Raw genomic sequence first — 18,844 nt, 5'->3', positions numbered from 1 at the left:
TATCATGCCCCCTTTTCCACTGGCGGACGAGTATCAAACGCATGGAACAAATCTGCAAAGACCGGATGAAATTGAATGACTCCAATATGTCCATATAAATCCTGCATTAATGCCTGACCATTCTCCAAGTTCCGAAGTCGTTCCTGATTTCCTTTATCTTCTGGATCAAGTCCAAAAAATTCCAATGTTTTTTTGATCTCTGTCAAGTCTGTGCTTCTGAACGCAAACTTGATTCCAATGTTATTTTTCATTTTTTCATCCAAAAGGTCATCCACATTCTGAGTGATGAAATAAACACCTGCGTTCATCGCACGTCCTGCACGGACGAGTTTATTACTAAGTGCTTTTCCCTGTGTTACCTGCAAGAAACTCCACGCTTCATCTAAACCCACCGCCTTAAAGACAGAGCGGTCTTCTTGAATGAAGTTTAACGCAAACGATGCAATGACGATCATCATTGCAATACTGAGGACCTCCGTGATTGTATAACTATCTGCTTCTTTATCCGGTTCCGGGAGTATCAGATCAGCAACCTGCAAAACATTTAGCTGTTTATCAAGACTGATAGACCCTTCTACCTTTCCAGATGAAAACAAAAGGATTCCTAAAGCACAGTCCGCAAAGCTTTCTATATGCGTTGCAATCAAGGACGCTTCTCTTGTCCCTTGTTTTTTTAATACGTCAATGACGCTTAAAAGCCCTGGTCTTTCACTGTCCGTGACTTCCCGGATAGCGGACATCAAAATCGGAAATTTCTCAGGATCTTTGTTGGAAATTCCTGTTAAATAAGTGAGAATATCCACCACAAGATTCTTTGCTTCCTCTCGATCCTCATAAATAATATAAGGATCTAACAGTCCGCGATTTTTTTGCTCTGATGTTAAATTTACAATATTTAGCTGATCCCTGATTTCCGGAAGATTTTCTATCCATCCTCCACGCTCGGATTTTGGATCCAGAATAAGAACCTTAGCACCAAACAATGCGGCGTAGTACATAATCATATTAGCAGAGAGCGATTTACCACCCCCTAAAGAACCTAAAAACGCCATAGCCAATGCATTCGTTACCGAACCTTTTACTCCCTGTGCCGCAAGAGCTGGCTGAATATAGACATTTTTTCCGGTATCCACATTGTACCCAATGTAGATTCCATGATCTTCTCCAAGCTGTTGCGTTGCACCAAACCCAAGACTTGCGATAAAATCAGAAGTGACATACTGAATATAGTCGTCCTCAAAACGTTTGCTTGCTGGAATAAATTCTTCAAACAAGCCTCGCATATCGCCAAACGGACGAACAAGTTTGATTTCCAGATCATCGTAAAAATCCCTAATTTCATCACATCTCATTTTGAGTTCGTCTTCGCTGTCTGCACAAACACGGATCACGTAGCTAATCTTGTACATAGAATCTTTTGTCTGATTCAAATCCGTTTCCAGTTCGGTAACATCCTCCAAAGCTTCTACTACTGTCTCAGATGATTCACTATCATTTTGATAGGCATGATCATCCAGATCCTTAAGCTCTTTCTTTTTATTTCTCACTTTTGTAAGTGCTTTTCGATTTTCTATCACTTCTATATTCATAGAAGTATCAACCGGAAAATTGAATTGCTGTTGCTGATAATAAAAAATTTCCGATCCCGGAAATTCTAACTCTCCAACAATATTAGAAATTGTAAAGCAAGAAACATAAGTTTCCTGTTTCTCTCCCACAATCTTCATAGACCGTTGTTTTTCTTCTATAAGACATCGGGATGGACGTAGAAGATCATACCTCTTTACAAGCGTTTCCCCTTTTAGTTTTTCTTTCGGAAGAGAATATTCATACTCTTCATATGGCACCGACACCTGACCATAAAGATGATCTAAAATATATCCAATATCATTTTTGGTAACTTTTCGGAACTGAAATCTCCTTCCAATCTTATTTTCCAAAAGTTTTTCAGCTTTTGAATATCGGCGAATTTCTTTGTCGCTCATACTCAGAAAATCACCCATAACTTTCCTATTTACTTCGCCTATAAAATCTCGGATAGTCTCCTTAAAAGTCTCCTTGAAATTTTGCAAATTCATTTCCTGATCATCTAAAACCAACTTAAACCCAAAAAAATAGCGATACGCCACTTGGCTATCACCAATCATTTCAACAAGCGCATCCGTCTGAGCATCAATTCTTTCCATTGCCACATCCGATAATGCGGATGTAACTAATTCCTTTGATTTTTCCTGCGTTGCCCGGATACTTGATTCCGTAGCGATCTGCAACGCATGAATATTTCCTGATCGTTGCTGAGCAATCAACTGACGAAACCTGTTATGAACCTGTTCTTTTTCTTCCGAGGAAAGAAAAGAATAATTATATGGAATCATTTCATAATAGGCATAGACTTCACCGCTTTGATTCCATATCAGATTGTTTTCAATATATTTAATCGGGAACATATAAATCACTCCTTACATATGTAATTGATTCATTCATAGTTTCTTTTTTTAATTTGACCGCTTTCCCCGCATAGGTAACTTTAGGCTGTAGATAATAAGAAAAAACCGATTTTATAAAACGATATGGTTTTTTCCCATCAAAAGCCTTTTGACTCATGAACCACGTTATCCCAACAGGAAGACAGATATACTTAATCAAAACATTTTGAATCATGGAGAATGGCGGCACATCCGCTAACATAATAATGAAAAGAAACATTGCCACAAACCACGCCATTTGACTAAATGTAACAGGAAAAGGAAGCTTAAAATCATTAATAGAATATAAAACTTTTTCTACACTCCATATATTCGTAAAACTTTTTACTTTTTTCAACTATTTTCTCCTTTCAATGACACTTGTTTCTGTAATCAGAAAATCTCTTTCTGCTTCCAGATCAGTTGCATAAGCATCCAAGTCAATGTCCTTCCTCCGGGCTTCCGATAATTCAGTTTCCAGCATCCTTTCTGCCACATCCCACATCGACCTACAACATCGATAATATTCTAATTCATCAACATGATTCAGCAACTCAAAAATATTACTGAACCACTTTTTCCTTATTTCTTCAATATCTTCTATCGGAATAAAATCCGATATTGATTCTATTTGTTCACATGCACGATTTAATTCCTCTAAATCATATTCCCCTTTTTCCAAGAAAAAAGGAAGTTCTGTATCTACGACTACATAACTTCCTTTCCCTAAAATATATTCAACTGCTGTGACATTCGTAGGCATCACAAACCATGTCCCTGTTTCATCTTTACTTTCTTTATTTTTTAAACAAACTCTCACTTTTTCCCCTTTCTTTCTATTCCATATTTTTTCTCTAGCTATGCGGCCGCAACTCCGTCCTCCTTTCTCAATTAAATTTTAAATAAATTACTTTTGTACCATTCCTTCACCCCCTACCCCCTATGCCCATCTCCCATAGGGGGAATCTCATTTTTTTGTTTTGGCTTATCTTTTATATTCGCAGATTCCATAGTCTGTTACTTCATAATTTCCTGTTCGGTACAAGAAATCTCCATAGTCTGCATAATCTATGTATTTTCGGATGGGATCCGGAATATCTCCTAATTCCCCATCTATAATAAGTTTTCGATAAGCCAACTCCTCCATAGACTTACATTCAGGATAAATTCGACATTCCTGATCCATTTTTTACTTCCCCCTCTATCCTATAATTTTCTTAAACAGATTTAATAACAATGTTTTTACGCCCGCCGTATTGAATACTAAACCTACCGCAATAAGAGCAACAACGCCAAACCCCAAAAGTTTCGTCATCTCTCTTTTAAAAAGTAGATAAACACCAATAACAGAGATACCAACTAACACTAAAGGCTGTAAATTACTAGTCAACCAACTCTGAATGTTTGCACCAAAATTCATTTTCTATTTCCTTTCTATTATTATCTCATTAATTTTTAGTTACGTTAATTTTCCATTTTTCAACTACATTAAAATCACCTCCTCAATGGAGGCTTTTTCCTGTTCCAATATTTTCTTTTGCTTCTTTGTCAATTCCGCATGTTCTACCATTTCATTCAATAGGTCTGTCTCCCGTATGGCATCCAGACCTAAAACCATCTTTAAAGTCGGAGCTACCTGTCTAGCAATCCAATTCATTGTCCTATCCAATGTGTATGGTTCCGGGGCAGTTGTAAGTTTTAACTTTCCCCGGTTTTCTCCAATAAAACACGCCCAACGAATATTCGTTTTCCAATCCGCCCGGCGTTTTGTATCATCCCGGTCTATAAACCGGATATAATAATTAATAATTGAAAAGACTGTTGTTTCCAGATCGTAACGATATAAAAGATCCTCTACAGTATGCTGTGCCCGATCATCTTTAAGTCTTAGCTCAAACCGATTTTTGATGGGCGTTTCATCTACGGGAATACCAAACTTGATATACTGCTCATAATCTTTCTCATATAAACAGATGTAAACATCCGATTTTAAGGATCCAATATAGAGTGTATTTCCCATTCCCAAACGATCTTCTTCTCTGTTTCTAATCAATTCTCCGGAGCGATAAGACTTAAAGGTACGAAACCTTGTAATACACTCACGATCCTGACATTTCCTTGTCAGTTCTGGTACACTCAAGATCCCGGTCATATCATTGATCGCCAAATCAAGCCGTTTCATGACGGCTTTAACCGACATACAAGCTTGAAAAAAATCAAACCACGATCGGCCTTGTGCTTCCAAGAAGCTTTCATACTGCCGACATCCCTTTCCTTTTAACTCTAGCAACACTCCTTTCTCTACATCATCCGATGCCATGATAAAAATATTTCCGATAACATAACTTTCTTGATAATTGTTTGGTGCATGATCTTCATGCACCATAAAATCAATATTCAGTTTCAAAATTTCTTTGATGATCCATTCGACTTCCGTCGTTGGAAATCGAACTTTTACGTAATCAAAAAGAAGTGTCAGCGACGCTTCTGGATTAAACCTTTCCAAAATTTCTTCCATCACTTTTTTTGTATCATCCGGTGGAACAGCTTTTCCACCTTCAATTTGATTTAGGTACTGTCGACTAATTCCTAGTGCCACGGAAAGTTTGCTTTGCGAAATACCGTAATCAAGACGCTTTTTTCTAAATTCTTGTACCCATGCATTCATTCATACCTCCCAATTCTCAATTAAAAAAAAAGTGTCAACTAGAGGCATTCTTGTTGACACCCTGAAAAAGTCCTCTAAGCCCTGATGTTTACAGGACTTTTAGACTGTTGACAGTTGCATTTGTACCCCCCTGTTAGTGTCCGGGGGTTTTAATTTGCTGGTGCGGCAAGCCGCACCAGCAACAGGCGACACCTACGGCTTCCGCTTCGCACGCCGCCTGTGCCGCCTGTGCTACCTATTTACTTACATACGGACCCTAAGATACCGCAAGATCACATCAACATCTTCCAAAATTTTCTTCTCTTCTTTGGAAAGATCGCTGTCTTGATTGGGAAAAGATAATTCAAAATCACAAACAGCTTCCCCTAATCTTAAATAAAACCGATCAGAGAATTCCCCTTTTTTATCCAATACTTCCGCCAGAAGATCATGCACGTTGTCAGAGAAATATTCTTTCAAACTCTTACTTCCAGCATAAGTCAACAGGCATTGTAAAACTTCGGAATCCATAATCTTATACATATCTTCTGCAAACTGCCCGTAATTAACGCAAAGACCACACATCCTTTCTTCTGTATCCAAATACCCAACTGTGATTTTTAGAAATTCCACATTCTTTTCGATCATTCTTCTATCCTTTCTTTGTGTTGTCCGACTCTTTGTCTTTGTAATTTCCCGATTTCCCTTAAAAAATCATATCCTTTTGGGACTAACGGAGTATAAAACTCAGAAATGACCCCATTTCCAGCATCTACATATCCACGGCCTTTTGTCCGCTTGAAAAAGAAATCCTTATCCTGCTCTCCAAACATCATGGAGTAGCCTAATTCACTCATGCGGCCTAATGCCACACGAAAATTGAACTGGTCACGCATCCCATCTTGTAGATATTTTGCGTCTGGTCTTTGACAAGCTAAGATAATAAAATAACCAGACTGCCGACCCAACATCGCAATCTGGTTCAATTTCTCCATTACTGGCATACTTGCCTTATTCCCTAACAAATTCATAAAAGCCACATATTCGTCAAAGACGAGGAAATGTGGCTCCAAGCCTAAATAGGCATAATTTTCCCCGGTCTTATAACCCGGCATCCGCTTCATTGCTTCGTTCCTTTCTAGCATTTCATCACAAAAGTGTTCAATACAAGAAATCATTTCTTCTTTCCTGTGATGAACATCTGGCAGAACCGTTTCCAAATCGGCAAGATCGGCATTTTTCGGATCAAGAATCGTCAACACAGCATTTGTATGAAGTAACATCCAAATGATACAAAGAAGAAAATACGTCTTCCCTCCTCCAGTCGCTCCAGCAATCAACATATGTGGCAATGTGTCATATTCCCAGTAAACATTATCCATTAATTTTAGACAGCCGTTTGAAATCTCCATTTCTTCTATACTGATCCGGCTTCCAATCGTATCATACAAAAGCTCGTACTCCACATAGGATTCCTTAAGTTCTTTTACAATCAACTCACAAAATAGCCCCGTTTCCAATTTCTTTTCCAAATGCAAAAGTTGATCTTGATATTTTCCCATCGTGATTCTTACATTAATTCGGATAATTCCATTATCCAGCGTATAATAGACTTTGGGAAAATATGTAATCTTCTCTTTGCTTTTACTACCGCCCGGAAGATCTTTAAAAAACGAATCCTGAGACTGTACCGCCTCTGATTCATACCATCCATTTTGAAGCAACATCCGGGCTATTTCCTGACGATGCACCCGTTGTTTCCATTGATCTATCCGAAAATAATGATAAGACCATGCAACCGCCACACAGACAAGTACAGTCACACAGAAAGAAAAAAGGACAAACGGAAAATTGATATTCCATTTGATCTGGTCCAAGTTATGCAAACTAATCCCACTAAAATCCGAAATTTGCCACCAATTCAATAGCAAAAAAACGCTAAGGAAGATAGGAGATAGCAAAAAAAAGACAAAAGAAAAGATCAGGTTTTTATCTCTTATCCTGATCCGCTTTCCTTTTGCAAAAAATCTCATTTTTTTAATAAAATCCTCCATAACAGATTACAAGGCCGCCTGTTTCTTCGTCTGGCTGTTCGTAAAACCGAAAAATATGCTCTATGTGATCCTTACACATATCGCTTTCTACAGAAACTTCAAGATTCTCACCCGGATCACAAGTTTCCACAGCATCATAGAGCAACTCTTCTGCCCTAGATTTAAATTCTGGTAACACAACACTTTCAAAATCCTTGATATATTGATCCAAGATTATAATATTACTCATTTTTTTTATTCCTTCTTTCCCGACACCTCTTTTTTAGGTGGTTGATTTGAATTATTCTGCCCTTTTCCTTTCAAAACAATATCATCCGCTTTTAGATACCAGTCAACATCGGCACCTCTAAATGTTGCATTCGCAACGGTATCAATAACAGGATTTATCAATTCAACAAACGAATTATATTCGTATTCTTTCACAGGCACATCAGCCGGGATACTAACTTGAATCATGCAGCCTTGTTCCCTGCATTTCAGATCATAAGTGCGTTCTTTAATTTCATCTGATACTGTTCCATCCTCATTTGTCAACCGAACCTCCCGGCGTAATGCCGAAAACTTTAGTTGCCCAAACGTCCTTTCTTTATCTACTACAATTCCCTCTGGTAATCTCATATTTTCCTCCTTCTTACGCTTTTACCATGTCATCTGCCAACATTTTGTATTTTGTAAATCCACGACCATTAATGTTGTATCCTTCTGCCACAATACGTGGATTTACCAGTTTTACCTTTTCTTCAAATTCAAAATGTTTCTCTCCCACCGAAGCAGGGAGTAAAACCATAACATCATCTGCTTTCTGCACCTCAGAAAACAGATTATATGTACGACCAATAACAGTCATACGATTATTTACCCGACCCTGTTCAACTTCTCCTTCTCCGGCAAATTCCAGAGTTCCAAATGTTTTCTCCATATCTGGTATTACATGTTTTAAATTCATTAATTTTCCTCCTTTAATAATTTTGATATTTCTTCATTCTTTTAATTATTCTCTACTTGGGGAGTTACGCTCCCCAAACCCCTAGTTTACGGCATTTTCCAGCAAGTAGAATCTGCTTCCAAATGTCGTATTATTAGGCGGCTCTCGAATCCTCATATTTTTTCCCTCCTTTATATCAATAAATAATAATATAAAACTATAAAATTCATTGAAAATAAAACTTTTCCCATAATACTCCTCTCACTTCTCTATTTTTTAATTATTTTTACAATTTTATCTTTAGCATCATAATCTATATAATAATCAGATGGGGACTTTTCATATTCCCTCAATACATCTTTTTTGGTTCCCTTTGAAGTAATTACATCATCCTCATATTTTAATGAATATCCAGATGACAATTTATTCTCTATGGAACTTAGAGATTGTTTTATTTCTTCCTTTTTCTGTTTGTCAACATTTGAAATGGAAAGAGACAGACTAAAAGACAAAACACCCATGATAATAACACAAAATACGGATAAAATAGATTCATTAAGACTAAAAAAATCTACACAAATACAAATCAACATGCCTAAAAACATAATCACAATAGACAAAACAACAAAGTAAATAATTGTCATATCTCCTCCTTAAATTCTAATTTTTGTTTTATTCTTATCTTTTAGTATTTTCCCAATGCTTTTTTACTCCTATCTCCATTTTAATGCCAGAGACATAGTTAGAAGAAATGACATTCCAGATACCAACATTGCAAAATTTCTATCCTCCAGAATACTTTCATTATTCTTTTTTAGATATATTAAATACTCTAAAAATATGAATATATAAAGAATAATATTTCCTATAAATAAAACGTTTATGATTTTCTCCATAATTCTCCTCCTATTCAGGACCATAATTTACATCGAACCGCTCCGTTGTAGTCGGTTTCAGCTTTCTGGTTGTCGTAGGCCGTGGCCACTTGTCGTCTTTTGGGTGTCTTCGGTCGTTGATTTTGATTTTTTATTCTTCTTTTTTGCAGTTGTGATTTTTTTCTACAAACCTAAAATAATTTACTAAATATAATTATCTTAGATTTATAGAAATATATAGATTGCTTAATAACATCTATGGGGATAGAGAATAAAATGAATGATTTTATTGTTTATGCCATTAAGCAATCTAAAAAAAGTATTTTTAAAATAATCTGTAATTGAACCTCCTTCCTCCCTTTTACCTCTGGGAATGAGGCGGTGCTGTTCTCTGTCTTGTCTTTCCTATGCCCACGGTTTATTCCCTACTCTCTTAAAGGCACGTATTATTCTGCAATATCCCTTACAGCCCAGCCAACGCTGGCGTTATCTCGGTAATACATAAAACCAACTTAAAAGTCTCAAACACATTTCTATGTACGACATTACTATATCCTCAGACGGCACTCATTCAGTTGTCAATGTTCACAGTATTTCCGAAATTAAAATGGGATTTTTAGAACGAACGTTCCTTGATTTCTAAGACATAATACTTTAGAATAAAGTTGTTATTATATTGTCTTATCGAAAGATAAGTCCCAAAGAGGTTTCAAGCGCCAACTTGGAATCTCTTTTTTTATTTAATTCAATCTGGCAATCACTTCACTGCCTAAATCAAAAAAATGAAACCGAACTAGGACTTCTCCTTTAGTTCAATTTCATTATACAACTTACGTTTTTTTAAAATTGTCTCCTGGCTTTCCAAATAAAATATAGTAGGAACCTGTTTTTCTGAACATGGTTCCTACTATATCCAATCTTTATTCTGATTTTTTCATCTTACGGCAAAACTGAAAGCAGTTCTTCTTTCGCTCTGTTCAGTTCACCGGCCTGTTCCCTCGTAATCTTTTCAAGCTTCACACGTTTGAGCGCTTTTTTTAAATCTGCCGCTGCATCTTTGATGGCTTTCTTCTTTTCTTTTTCGATCTCTTTCTTGTGCTCTGCAAGATACTGTTCCGCCCTGACAAGTGTCTCTTCCGCCTCATGATAGGACTGAACCGCTTCTTTGTGTTCCTCATCAAATGCTGCATTTTCTTTTGCATTCCGGATTGCCTGTTCGATCTCTTCCTCCGACATATTGGAACTTGAGGTGATCACAACGCTCTGTTCCTTTCCGGTCCCCAGGTCTTTTGCCGATACCTTCAGGATACCATTGACATCGATATCGAAAGTCACTTCAATCTGAGGCACCCCTCTCACGGCCCGTTTGATCCCCTTGAGCCGGAAATTGCCGATGACCTTGTTTTCATTGGCCATCATCCGCTCTCCCTGGAGAACCTTGATATCCACGGCTGTCTGGAAATTAGCGCCTGTAGTAAAGATCTGGCTGTGACGGGTCGGAATTGTCGAGTTGCGCTCAATAATCCTTGTAGCCATTCCTCCCATTGTCTCTATAGACAGGGAAAGCGGGGTTACGTCCATGAGCAGCACTTCATTGGTTCCGGCCTCTCCTGCCAGTTTCCCTCCCTGGATGGCGGCCCCCAGCGCGACACACTCATCGGGATTTAAAGACTGGTCCGGGCGCTTTCCGGTGATCTCTGCCACCTTCCGCTGTACGGACGGAATTCTTGTAGATCCTCCCACCATCAGCACCCTGTTGATTTCTCCTGCGGACAGTCCCGCATCCTTCAGCGCGTTTCTGACCGGTTCTTCGGTTTTTGATACAAGGCTGTAAGTCAGCTCATCAAACTTTGTCCTCGTAAGCTGAATGTCCATGTGGTGTGTCTCACCCCGGTCCACGACGATGAACGGCAGGTTGATATTTGTCTCAGACATGCTGGAAAGTTCGATCTTAGCTTTCTCTGCGGCTTCCATGATCCGCTGCATTGCCTGGACATCTTTTTTCAAATCAATTCCATCTGTCTTCTTAAAAGTTTCCACCAGATACGCTGCCACTGCCTCATCAAAATCATCACCTCCCAGGTGATTGTTTCCTGAAGTTGCCAGCACCTCGATCACGCCGTCTTCGATCTGAATGACCGACACATCGAAAGTACCGCCTCCCAGGTCATAGACCATGATCTTTTGCTCCGTCCCGTTATCCAGACCGTAGGCCAGCGCCGCAGCGGTAGGTTCATTTATGATGCGCTTTACCTCAAGACCTGCGATCCTTCCCGCATCCTTGGTAGCCTGTCTCTGGGCGTCATTAAAATATGCAGGCACGGTGATCACTGCCTCCGTCACTTCCATACCCAGATAGCTCTCGGCATCCTGCTTTAACTTCATCAGGATCTGGGCGGAAATCTCCTGTGGGAGATATTTCTTTCCGTCGATCTTCACCCTGTAATCCGTCCCCATATGCCGTTTAATAGATGACACTGTCCGTTCCGGGTTCGCCGCAGACTGCCTTTTGGCCGCATCTCCGATCAGTCTTTCTCCGTTTTTGGTCAAAGCCATGACCGACGGCGTCGTCCTTGAACCTTCTGCATTATGTATGACAACGGCTTTTCCGCCTTCCATCACGGCAGTACAGCTGTTGGTCGTCCCTAAATCAATCCCTATGATCTTACCCATAAGTCCTCCTGTTTATGTTCCGTTGTTAACAAGGCCTGCAGCAGAAATTGATAAAACAATTCAGCATAATAAGCTGCATGCAGCAGCTGCTTCCCATCGTACTTCTTCCATATCCGGAGCCCATGTTCTGATACCAGCTTCCGCTCTGCTGAATCTGCTTTAAAAGCATCTGGTATTCCATGTTGGAAGGGTCCATCTGCACAGCTGTCTGCGCATGTTCCAGCGCGGTTACGTTGTTGCCGATGCCCATGTTTGCCACAGCGCTGAAATAAAACCACTGTGCATTTCTCTCGGATATACTTCCGAGCACCTGAAGAGCCTCCCGGTAATGACCTGCCCGCAGATAATTATAGGCGGCCGTCATCTCTGCCGAACCGGTTCCGGCATTGCCGTATCCCCCGTAGGAGGACTGTCCTCCCTGATATGGATTTCCATATGGGTTTCCGCCGGACGCTCCGTACTTTCTGAAGTCCATGATCTTTTTATAGGCCTCCTGGATTTCTTTAAATTTCCGCTCTGCGTATTCCGGCTGATTTAAGTTAGCATCCGGATGATATTTCTTGCTCAGCCTCCGGTATGCTTTTTTTATTTCCTCATCGGTCGCATCCTGGGATACGCCTAAGATTGTATATGCTTCATCCATCTCATTCTTCCTCACTGCCTTTTCTTCTGTTCTTTGCGATCTCAAATTTCGTCCATACTCCAGAATAAATGATATTCCTGAGAATTTCAATATCCTTCAAGATCGGCAGTCGTTCAAACACAGCGGCACACTCCGTCATCATCATGGTCAGGACCGTCTCTGCTCTCTGATCAAACTCTTTGCCCTCCGCATATAAACTCCATGGATTGTACCGTCCATTCTTCAGATCATCGGATAAATCTTCGTAGGCATCCATCAGATAAATGAACTTTCCAAGAAAGAATCCCATCGTTCTCAGATCATCAGACCACTCATCCTCCCGGAAGACAAAAATCTCTCCGAGCATCGTTCCCGTGAGGCCTGCCACACGATCCAGCTGATCCGTGTTTTCCTTCTCACAGACTGAAAGCTTCTTTATATAATCTCTGACAGCCCGGCTCTGTCTCGGATATCTCCGAGTGATCTCCATACATGATTTCCTGAGGCTATCCGCCAGCAGAAGACTTTTAAGCTTCTTCTCGTCCTGCCAGTCATCCAGCAGATTATAATAAGTAAGAAGAATTCCCATATCCGCCGCATAGTCACTCAGCTGATTGCACATAACCTTCTGCCTCTTTGCTGGATGGAGTCCGCAGAAATGCTTGCCGGAATGAAGCTTCGGCTCATAAAGCCCGTTTAATAAAATGGTAAGAAACGTCATGTCAAAGCTCAGTGTCAGCTGGCCTTTCTTTCCGTAATGCTTATAGAGCCTCCGGCACAGTCCGCAGTAATAGGCACGGTACCGTTCATAATCTTTGATCTTCATCTCAGGCTTATTGACAATCAAATATCCAAACATGCAAACCTCCTTTTACGATCTCGCCTGGAATTCTTTCCGGCATTTCGGACAGGTGATCACGATATTCCCCTTACCCTTCGGCACTCTGATATCCTGACCGCAGCCCGGACACCGGAAAAACTTGTTCGTTTTCCGCTGTTCAAAATGAAGCTTCTTCTTCCTGAAAAACCCGGTAATCTTGCTGGTCTTCCTGAGGAATGCCGCATTTTCAGCCGATCTCTTCGCAATATTCCTGGAAAAAATCCTGAAATAGGAATAGATCAGCAAAAGAAGTCCCGCATAATAAAACACAAACGCCTTCTTTATAAAAATAGGAAGAAACATCCCCGCCAAAGCCAAAATCAGCAAAAATTTTGAAAGAGAATCTGTGCCGTAACGCCCTCTTAAAAAATTCTGAATCTTATCTCTCATCATCTCACCTTTCTTAACATTCAAATGCACCTCTAAGCAGCCTGCTCCAGCAGATATTACGTCCATTTTCTACATGATTGGAGTGAGGCATTCTAAGAGCCGAACGGAAATCATGTGGAAAATGTCATAGATAACATTATAGCATTTTCGTTTGATGGAAAACATAAAGAAATTATAAAATCTTTGAACTTTTTGTGTCATAGAAACATACATGCCTCATATAATGAACAAAGGAGATGATGAGATGACAGATTTAACAAGGCTTCGCATGGAGCAGGAAAAACTGAAATTAAATCAAAAATATGCCTCCCATTCCGATCCGTTTCACACAGAACCGGAAGAGAGCGCCAGCTACTGGTCTTTTCTGAAGCTTCGCACGATTTTTTCTATCATCCTGCTGCTGTTTGTCCTGTCCCTTTCTAAAACAGCAGGCTCCAGGGATGCAGAAAAGATCAAGTCCGTCATTCAGCACATCGACCAGAGAGACCCTTATACACAAAAAGCTCTCAATGAAATCCAAAAAAATTTCCATTAACCCTCAGACAGCCGCTTCCTCTTTCATGTGGAAGCGGCTGTCTGCTGATTATCTTTTCTTTGGTTTCGGCACCGGAAGTTCTTCAAAAGAAGCTCTCAGAAAACGGCAGAGCAGCTCCCGGTCTTCCAGCTCTTCTATGAGAAAATAGGGTTTTGCCCCGTCATAGGGCGGTTCTTTCGGACACTCAGGCAGGATTTCTTCTCCGGCCTTTGTGATCTTGACAAAAAATTGGTTGTCACAGACGACACCTATAAATTTTCCGTCCAGATAAATACCGTACTCTCCAAACATTTTTCTGTAAGAAACCTCTCCGGCACCCTCTGCCTGACCGCATACATATTCTGCGAATTCAACGCTTGAAGCCATATCTTCACCTCCTGTCATTATCCTTAGAATAGCAAAAGGAACAGGACAGCTGTATGTCCTGTTCCAAATCTTCTCTTTAATTTCCTTCTTTGACCTGGCAGAACTTCTTCTTTCCCTTTTTCAGGAGCAGACGTTCTTTGTCGTCAAAATCTGCCGAAGTAAACACCTGTTTAAAGTCTGTCACTTTCTCCCCGTTGACGGATACACCGCCCTGGGTCACAGTCCTTCTGGCATCAGATCTTGTAGAACAGAGTTTCGTATCTACCAGCAGAGTCAGGATATCAAGTCCCTCCTCAAGCTGTGCCTTGGAATACTCATGCACTGGCGCATCCTCACTGGCCGCACCCTGTACAAACAAGGCTTTTGCTCCGGCCTGTGCCTTCTTCGCCTCTTCTTCACCATGAACGATCTTTGTCACTTCATATGCCAGCACTTCTTTTGCCTTATTGATCTCGGCATCCTGAAGCGCTCCAAGTCTTCTCACTTCTTCCATCGGAAGGAACGTTAAGAGTCCGAGGCACTCTTCTACCTTCACATCTTCGATATTTCTCCAGTATTGATAAAACTCATATGGAGAAGTCTTTTCAGGGTCCAGCCAGACGGCTCCCGACATAGTTTTGCCCATCTTCACGCCGTCGCTTCTGGTAAGCAGGGTAAGTGTCAGCCCAAACGCATTTTTCTGCTCCTTGCGGCGGATCAGATCCGCACCCGCAAGAATATTGCTCCACTGGTCGTTTCCGCCCATTTCCAGAGTACAACCGTATCTGCGGTTCAACTCTAAGAAATCATATGCCTGCATGAGCATATAGTTGAATTCAAAAAACGTAAGTCCCTTCTCCATGCGCTGTTTGTAGCACTCAGCTGTCAGCATCTTGTTGACAGAAAAATGGACTCCGATCTCTCTTAAAAAGTCTACATAATTTAAATCTAAAAGCCAGTCAGCGTTGTTCTCAAGGATTGCTTTGTCATTGTCGAATGAGATGAACCGGGACAGCTGCTCCTTAAAACGCATGGCATTGTGTTCAATGGTTTCTTTTGTCATGATATTGCGCATGTCAGACTTGCCGGAAGGGTCTCCGATCATCGTCGTTCCGCCCCCTAAAAGGGCAATCGGTCTGTGCCCCGCTCTCTGCATATGCATCATGGCCATGACCGTGAGGAAATGTCCTGCGGTAAGGCTGTCTGCGGTAGCGTCAAACCCGATATAGAACGTTACTTTTTCCTTTCCAAGCAGATCGCGCAGTTCCTCGTGGGTCGTCTGAGCGATAAATCCTCTTTCCTGCAAAATATCGTATACATTTTCACTCATTGGTCTACTCCTTTATCTAAATTGTTCATTTTCAATTTCAGCCGTGTAATAGATTCTGGCTTTTACGGAAACTCTTCGATGATCTTTAACAGCAGTTCCCATGTCCTTTTAACGGAAGGAACAGAAAGCCTCTCACCAGTCGTGTGAATATCAAAGATATCCGGTCCGAAAGACACGATATCCAGTCCCTCGATTCTGGATGCAAAAATGCCGCACTCCAGTCCTGCGTGAATCATCTCCACTTTCATTTCCTTTCCGTACATCTGCCGGTAAGCCTTCAAAAATACGTCTCTTAAAACCGAATCCTTCTTGTATTCCCATGCAGGGTAATCGTTGACCCGCTCATAACTGCCGTTAAGCTTCCGGGCCAGAGACTCAAGGCAGCCTGCCAGCTCCTCTTTATAAAAAGGCGCCGAACTGCGCACACCGAAAGAAAATGAGATTTCTTCTCCGTCCATCTTAAGAATCCCCAGGTTTAATGAACTTTCCACCAGACCTTCGATATCCCGGCTCATCGTGTGAATGCCGTTTGGAGTATGGTTAAGAAAATAAAGCACTGCATCCTGCGCATCCTGAGTCAGGCAGTCCCTCTTTTCCATTTCAGAGAATTCCAGTCTCACTTCCATGCCGTCATCTGTACCCTGAACCTGCTCTTTAAAGTTCTGAAGCAGCTTTGCCGCCGCCTCTTCTATCGCTTCTCTGTCCTCACAGATCAATTCTGCATAACACTCGTTGGGAATGGCATTGTCTTTCTGCTCCAAAGCCCCATAGATTCGGCTTATATGAATCCCCTTTACGCAGCAGAGCAGCCGCCCCATCAGAATATGGGCATTCGCACGGTTTTTATCGATCTCGGTTCCCGAATGCCCGCCTAAAAGACCGGTAATGGAGACTCTGCACAGGCTTCCCTGCATCTCTTTATATTTAAGCGTGAGAGAAACCTTGACTGTCGTTCCCCCGGCACATCCCGCCAGCAGGATTCCTTCTTCTTCCGAGTCAATATTCAAAAGGTACTTTCCCTCAAGGACCGATGTGTCGAGGGCTGTAGCTCCCTCCATGCCCACCTCTTCCTCTGTGGTAAACACCACTTCCAGAGGAGGGTGCAGAATCGAATCATCATCCAGGAGCGCCAGGCAGTAGGCCACCGCGATACCGTCGTCTCCTCCCAGCGTCGTTCCCTTGGCAGAGACAAAGTCCCCGTCGATCTGAAGCTCCAGCGCGTCTTTTGTAAAATCCACCGGACTGCCCTGGTCCTTCTGGCATACCATATCCAGATGTCCCTGAAGGATCAGGGCAGGTTTATGGGCACAAGAAGGAGAGGCCTCCTTTTTGATGATCACGTTATAGTGATCGTCCTGAATCACAAAAAGGCCTCTCTTTTTGGCAAAGTCCACGCAGAAATCACTCACGGCCTTACAGTTGTAAGAGCCATGAGGAATCTTTGTCAGGATTTCAAAATATTTAAATACTTTTTTTGGTTCTAAATGGTCTAATACCCCAAAAGTCTTCACCTCTAATTTTTAAAACTGTGGATCGGCGCAGGAATCCTTCCGCCGCGGTTAATAAAATCATCACAGGAAAATTCATTGACCGGCATGACCGGAGCATATCCCAAAAGACCTCCGAATTCCACCTGGTCTCCCACATCTTTTCCGATGGCCGGGATGATCCTGACTGCGGTAGTCTTCTGGTTGATCATTCCGAGAGCCATCTCATCGGCGATGAGTCCCGCAATCGTTGATGCTTTTGTCTTTCCCGGAATAGCGATCATATCAAGTCCCACGGAGCAGACACAGGTCATAGCCTCTAATTTCTCCAGAGTCAGGGCGCCTGCATTGACCGCATCGATCATCCTCTGGTCTTCGCTGACCGGAATAAAAGCTCCGCTTAAACCTCCCACGTAAGAAGATGCCATGACACCGCCCTTCTTCACCTGGTCATTTAACATGGCAAGAGCCGCCGTAGTTCCCGGTGCACCTGTGTACTCCAGACCGATCTCCTCTAAAATCTCTCCAACGCTGTCACCCACTGCCGGGGTCGGCGCAAGGGAAAGGTCGATGATGCCGAACGGAATTCCAAGGCGTTTGGATGCTTCCTTGGCAACCAGCTGTCCCACTCGGGTAATCTTAAACGCTGTCTTCTTGATAGTCTCACAGAGAACTTCAAAATTCTCCCCGTGCACCAGCTCGATGGCACGCTTCACAACGCCGGGGCCGCTGACTCCCACATTGATCACGGAATCTGTCTCTGTCACGCCGTGGAAGGCGCCCGCCATAAACGGATTGTCATCCGGAGCGTTGCAGAATACGACAAACTTTCCGCATCCTAAACAGTCATTGTCTTTGGTCAGTTCGGCAGTCTCTTTGATCATCTCGCCGATCAGCTTTACGGCGTCCATGTTGATGCCGGTCTTTGTGCTTCCGACATTGACAGAAGAGCAGACAAAATCCGTTTCTGCCATGGCTTTCGGTATGGAACGGATCAGCAGTTCATCCGCTTTCGTCATGCCTTTGCTCACCAGTGCAGAATATCCTCCGAGGAAATTGACGCCCACCTGCTTTGCGGCCTTGTCAAGCACCTTTGCAAGCTCTACGAAGTCATCCGAAGTCTTGCAGACATTCCCCGCCACCAGTGCGATCGGAGTAATGGAAATCCTTTTATTTACGATAGGAATCCCAAACTCCTTTTCAATATCCTTCCCGGTTTTCACAAGATCTTTCGCCACTGTTGTGATTTTATTATAAATATTTTCTTTTACTTCAGAGAGGGTGGAGCCGACACAGTCCAGCAGGCTGATCCCGATGGTGATGGTTCTGACGTCCAGATTCATCTCTGAAATCATCTTATTTGTTTCGATTACTTCATTAATATTTATCATTTCAGACCCCCGTTAAATCCTGTGCATTACATTAAAAATTTTTTCGTTCTGTGCCTGAATGACAACGCCTAACTCTTCTCCGATCTGTTTTAATTCCTCTGAGAATATGGTGATATCTTTTGTCGCCTCGGAAGAATCCACAACCATCATCATGTTGAAAAATCCTCCTGTGATCGTCTGGGAAATATCCAGAATGTTCACGTGATTGTTGGCCAGATAGGTACA

23 protein-coding genes are annotated in these 18,844 nt (G+C 41.8%); 1 reads left to right on the top strand and 22 read right to left on the bottom strand.

The window, feature by feature from the left end; genetic code table 11:
- Positions 1 to 2: 2 nt before the first annotated feature.
- The 17 genes from QVP35_RS15965 to QVP35_RS15885 all read right to left on the bottom strand — a co-directional run bounded on the left by QVP35_RS15965 (position 3) and on the right by QVP35_RS15885 (position 13,561).
- Positions 3 to 2,447 (bottom strand): ATP-binding protein, encoded by a 2,445-nt coding sequence (locus tag QVP35_RS15965; protein ID WP_022261425.1) that lies wholly within the window; start codon positions 2,445 to 2,447, stop codon positions 3 to 5.
- Positions 2,434 to 2,823, bottom strand: coding sequence for a conjugal transfer protein (locus QVP35_RS15960; RefSeq protein WP_022261424.1), 390 nt, complete (start codon positions 2,821 to 2,823; stop codon positions 2,434 to 2,436). Before QVP35_RS15960 ends, QVP35_RS15965 begins: the two co-directional genes overlap by 14 nt.
- Positions 2,824 to 3,285, bottom strand: coding sequence for an antirestriction protein ArdA (locus QVP35_RS15955; RefSeq protein ID WP_022261423.1), 462 nt, complete (start codon positions 3,283 to 3,285; stop codon positions 2,824 to 2,826).
- Positions 3,286 to 3,450: 165 nt separating this feature from the next.
- The gene (locus tag QVP35_RS15950; protein ID WP_022261422.1) at positions 3,451 to 3,651 is read right to left on the bottom strand and encodes an antirestriction protein; all 201 of its coding nucleotides are present in this window, start codon (positions 3,649 to 3,651) and stop codon (positions 3,451 to 3,453) included.
- A gap of 15 nt (positions 3,652 to 3,666) precedes the next feature.
- Complete coding sequence (locus QVP35_RS15945) at positions 3,667 to 3,885, bottom strand: hypothetical protein (RefSeq protein ID WP_022261421.1); 219 nt, start codon at positions 3,883 to 3,885, stop codon at positions 3,667 to 3,669.
- Between the two features lie 63 nt (positions 3,886 to 3,948).
- The gene (mobT, locus tag QVP35_RS15940) at positions 3,949 to 5,133 is read right to left on the bottom strand and encodes a MobT family relaxase (protein ID WP_022261420.1); all 1,185 of its coding nucleotides are present in this window, start codon (positions 5,131 to 5,133) and stop codon (positions 3,949 to 3,951) included.
- Positions 5,134 to 5,376: 243 nt separating this feature from the next.
- Complete coding sequence (locus tag QVP35_RS15935; RefSeq protein WP_022261419.1) at positions 5,377 to 5,760, bottom strand: hypothetical protein; 384 nt, start codon at positions 5,758 to 5,760, stop codon at positions 5,377 to 5,379.
- Positions 5,757 to 7,166, bottom strand: a complete 1,410-nt coding sequence (locus QVP35_RS15930; protein ID WP_334290785.1) for an FtsK/SpoIIIE domain-containing protein — start codon at positions 7,164 to 7,166, stop codon at positions 5,757 to 5,759. Before QVP35_RS15930 ends, QVP35_RS15935 begins: the two co-directional genes overlap by 4 nt.
- On the bottom strand, positions 7,150 to 7,395 hold the full coding sequence (locus tag QVP35_RS15925; RefSeq protein WP_022261417.1) for a hypothetical protein: 246 nt from the start codon (positions 7,393 to 7,395) through the stop codon (positions 7,150 to 7,152). Before QVP35_RS15925 ends, QVP35_RS15930 begins: the two co-directional genes overlap by 17 nt.
- Positions 7,396 to 7,400: 5 nt before the next feature.
- On the bottom strand, positions 7,401 to 7,784 hold the full coding sequence (locus QVP35_RS15920; protein WP_022261416.1) for a YdcP family protein: 384 nt from the start codon (positions 7,782 to 7,784) through the stop codon (positions 7,401 to 7,403).
- A 13-nt stretch (positions 7,785 to 7,797) separates the two neighbouring features.
- On the bottom strand, positions 7,798 to 8,112 hold the full coding sequence (locus QVP35_RS15915; protein ID WP_022261415.1) for a YdcP family protein: 315 nt from the start codon (positions 8,110 to 8,112) through the stop codon (positions 7,798 to 7,800).
- 248 nt (positions 8,113 to 8,360) lie between these two features.
- Positions 8,361 to 8,735 (bottom strand): hypothetical protein, encoded by a 375-nt coding sequence (locus QVP35_RS15910; RefSeq protein WP_022261414.1) that lies wholly within the window; start codon positions 8,733 to 8,735, stop codon positions 8,361 to 8,363.
- Positions 8,736 to 8,804: 69 nt separating this feature from the next.
- The gene (locus QVP35_RS15905) at positions 8,805 to 8,987 is read right to left on the bottom strand and encodes a hypothetical protein (RefSeq protein ID WP_022261413.1); all 183 of its coding nucleotides are present in this window, start codon (positions 8,985 to 8,987) and stop codon (positions 8,805 to 8,807) included.
- A gap of 918 nt (positions 8,988 to 9,905) precedes the next feature.
- Positions 9,906 to 11,639: a molecular chaperone DnaK gene (dnaK, locus tag QVP35_RS15900; RefSeq protein WP_022261412.1), complete on the bottom strand. Its 1,734-nt coding sequence runs from the start codon at positions 11,637 to 11,639 to the stop codon at positions 9,906 to 9,908.
- Between the two features lie 25 nt (positions 11,640 to 11,664).
- Entirely contained in the window at positions 11,665 to 12,282 is a 618-nt protein-coding gene (locus QVP35_RS15895; protein ID WP_022261411.1) for a J domain-containing protein, read from the bottom strand.
- A 1-nt stretch (position 12,283) separates the two neighbouring features.
- Positions 12,284 to 13,120, bottom strand: coding sequence for a DUF5685 family protein (locus QVP35_RS15890; RefSeq protein WP_006567288.1), 837 nt, complete (start codon positions 13,118 to 13,120; stop codon positions 12,284 to 12,286).
- Positions 13,121 to 13,132: 12 nt separating this feature from the next.
- Entirely contained in the window at positions 13,133 to 13,561 is a 429-nt protein-coding gene (locus QVP35_RS15885; RefSeq protein ID WP_009289871.1) for a hypothetical protein, read from the bottom strand.
- A gap of 214 nt (positions 13,562 to 13,775) precedes the next feature.
- On the opposite strand from QVP35_RS15885, the gene QVP35_RS15880 reads away from it, so the two are divergent.
- Entirely contained in the window at positions 13,776 to 14,066 is a 291-nt protein-coding gene (locus QVP35_RS15880; RefSeq protein WP_022261410.1) for a hypothetical protein, read from the top strand.
- 48 nt (positions 14,067 to 14,114) lie between these two features.
- Here QVP35_RS15880 and QVP35_RS15875 read toward each other — a convergent pair whose 3' ends face one another.
- The 5 genes from QVP35_RS15875 to QVP35_RS15855 all read right to left on the bottom strand — a co-directional run.
- Positions 14,115 to 14,432, bottom strand: coding sequence for a TfoX/Sxy family protein (locus QVP35_RS15875; RefSeq protein WP_022261409.1), 318 nt, complete (start codon positions 14,430 to 14,432; stop codon positions 14,115 to 14,117).
- Positions 14,433 to 14,508: 76 nt separating this feature from the next.
- A complete protein-coding gene (gene tyrS / locus QVP35_RS15870; protein WP_006567293.1) occupies positions 14,509 to 15,741 on the bottom strand; it encodes a tyrosine--tRNA ligase in 1,233 nt (410 codons plus the stop codon).
- Positions 15,742 to 15,803: 62 nt separating this feature from the next.
- Positions 15,804 to 17,252, bottom strand: a complete 1,449-nt coding sequence (locus tag QVP35_RS15865) for an aminoacyl-histidine dipeptidase (protein WP_009289873.1) — start codon at positions 17,250 to 17,252, stop codon at positions 15,804 to 15,806.
- Between the two features lie 2 nt (positions 17,253 to 17,254).
- Positions 17,255 to 18,619: a PFL family protein gene (locus QVP35_RS15860; RefSeq protein ID WP_006567295.1), complete on the bottom strand. Its 1,365-nt coding sequence runs from the start codon at positions 18,617 to 18,619 to the stop codon at positions 17,255 to 17,257.
- 12 nt (positions 18,620 to 18,631) lie between these two features.
- The coding region (locus tag QVP35_RS15855) for an ACT domain-containing protein (protein WP_288187984.1) at positions 18,632 to 18,844 on the bottom strand (213 nt) is incomplete at its 5' end.

Source organism: Anaerostipes sp. CAG:276 (assembly GCF_000432215.1).
In the GTDB taxonomy this organism is placed as follows: Bacteria; Bacillota; Clostridia; order Lachnospirales; family Lachnospiraceae; genus Anaerostipes; species Anaerostipes caccae.
The sequence above is the reverse complement of the archived record's forward strand: the minus strand, read 5'-3'. Positions and strand labels throughout refer to the sequence as shown.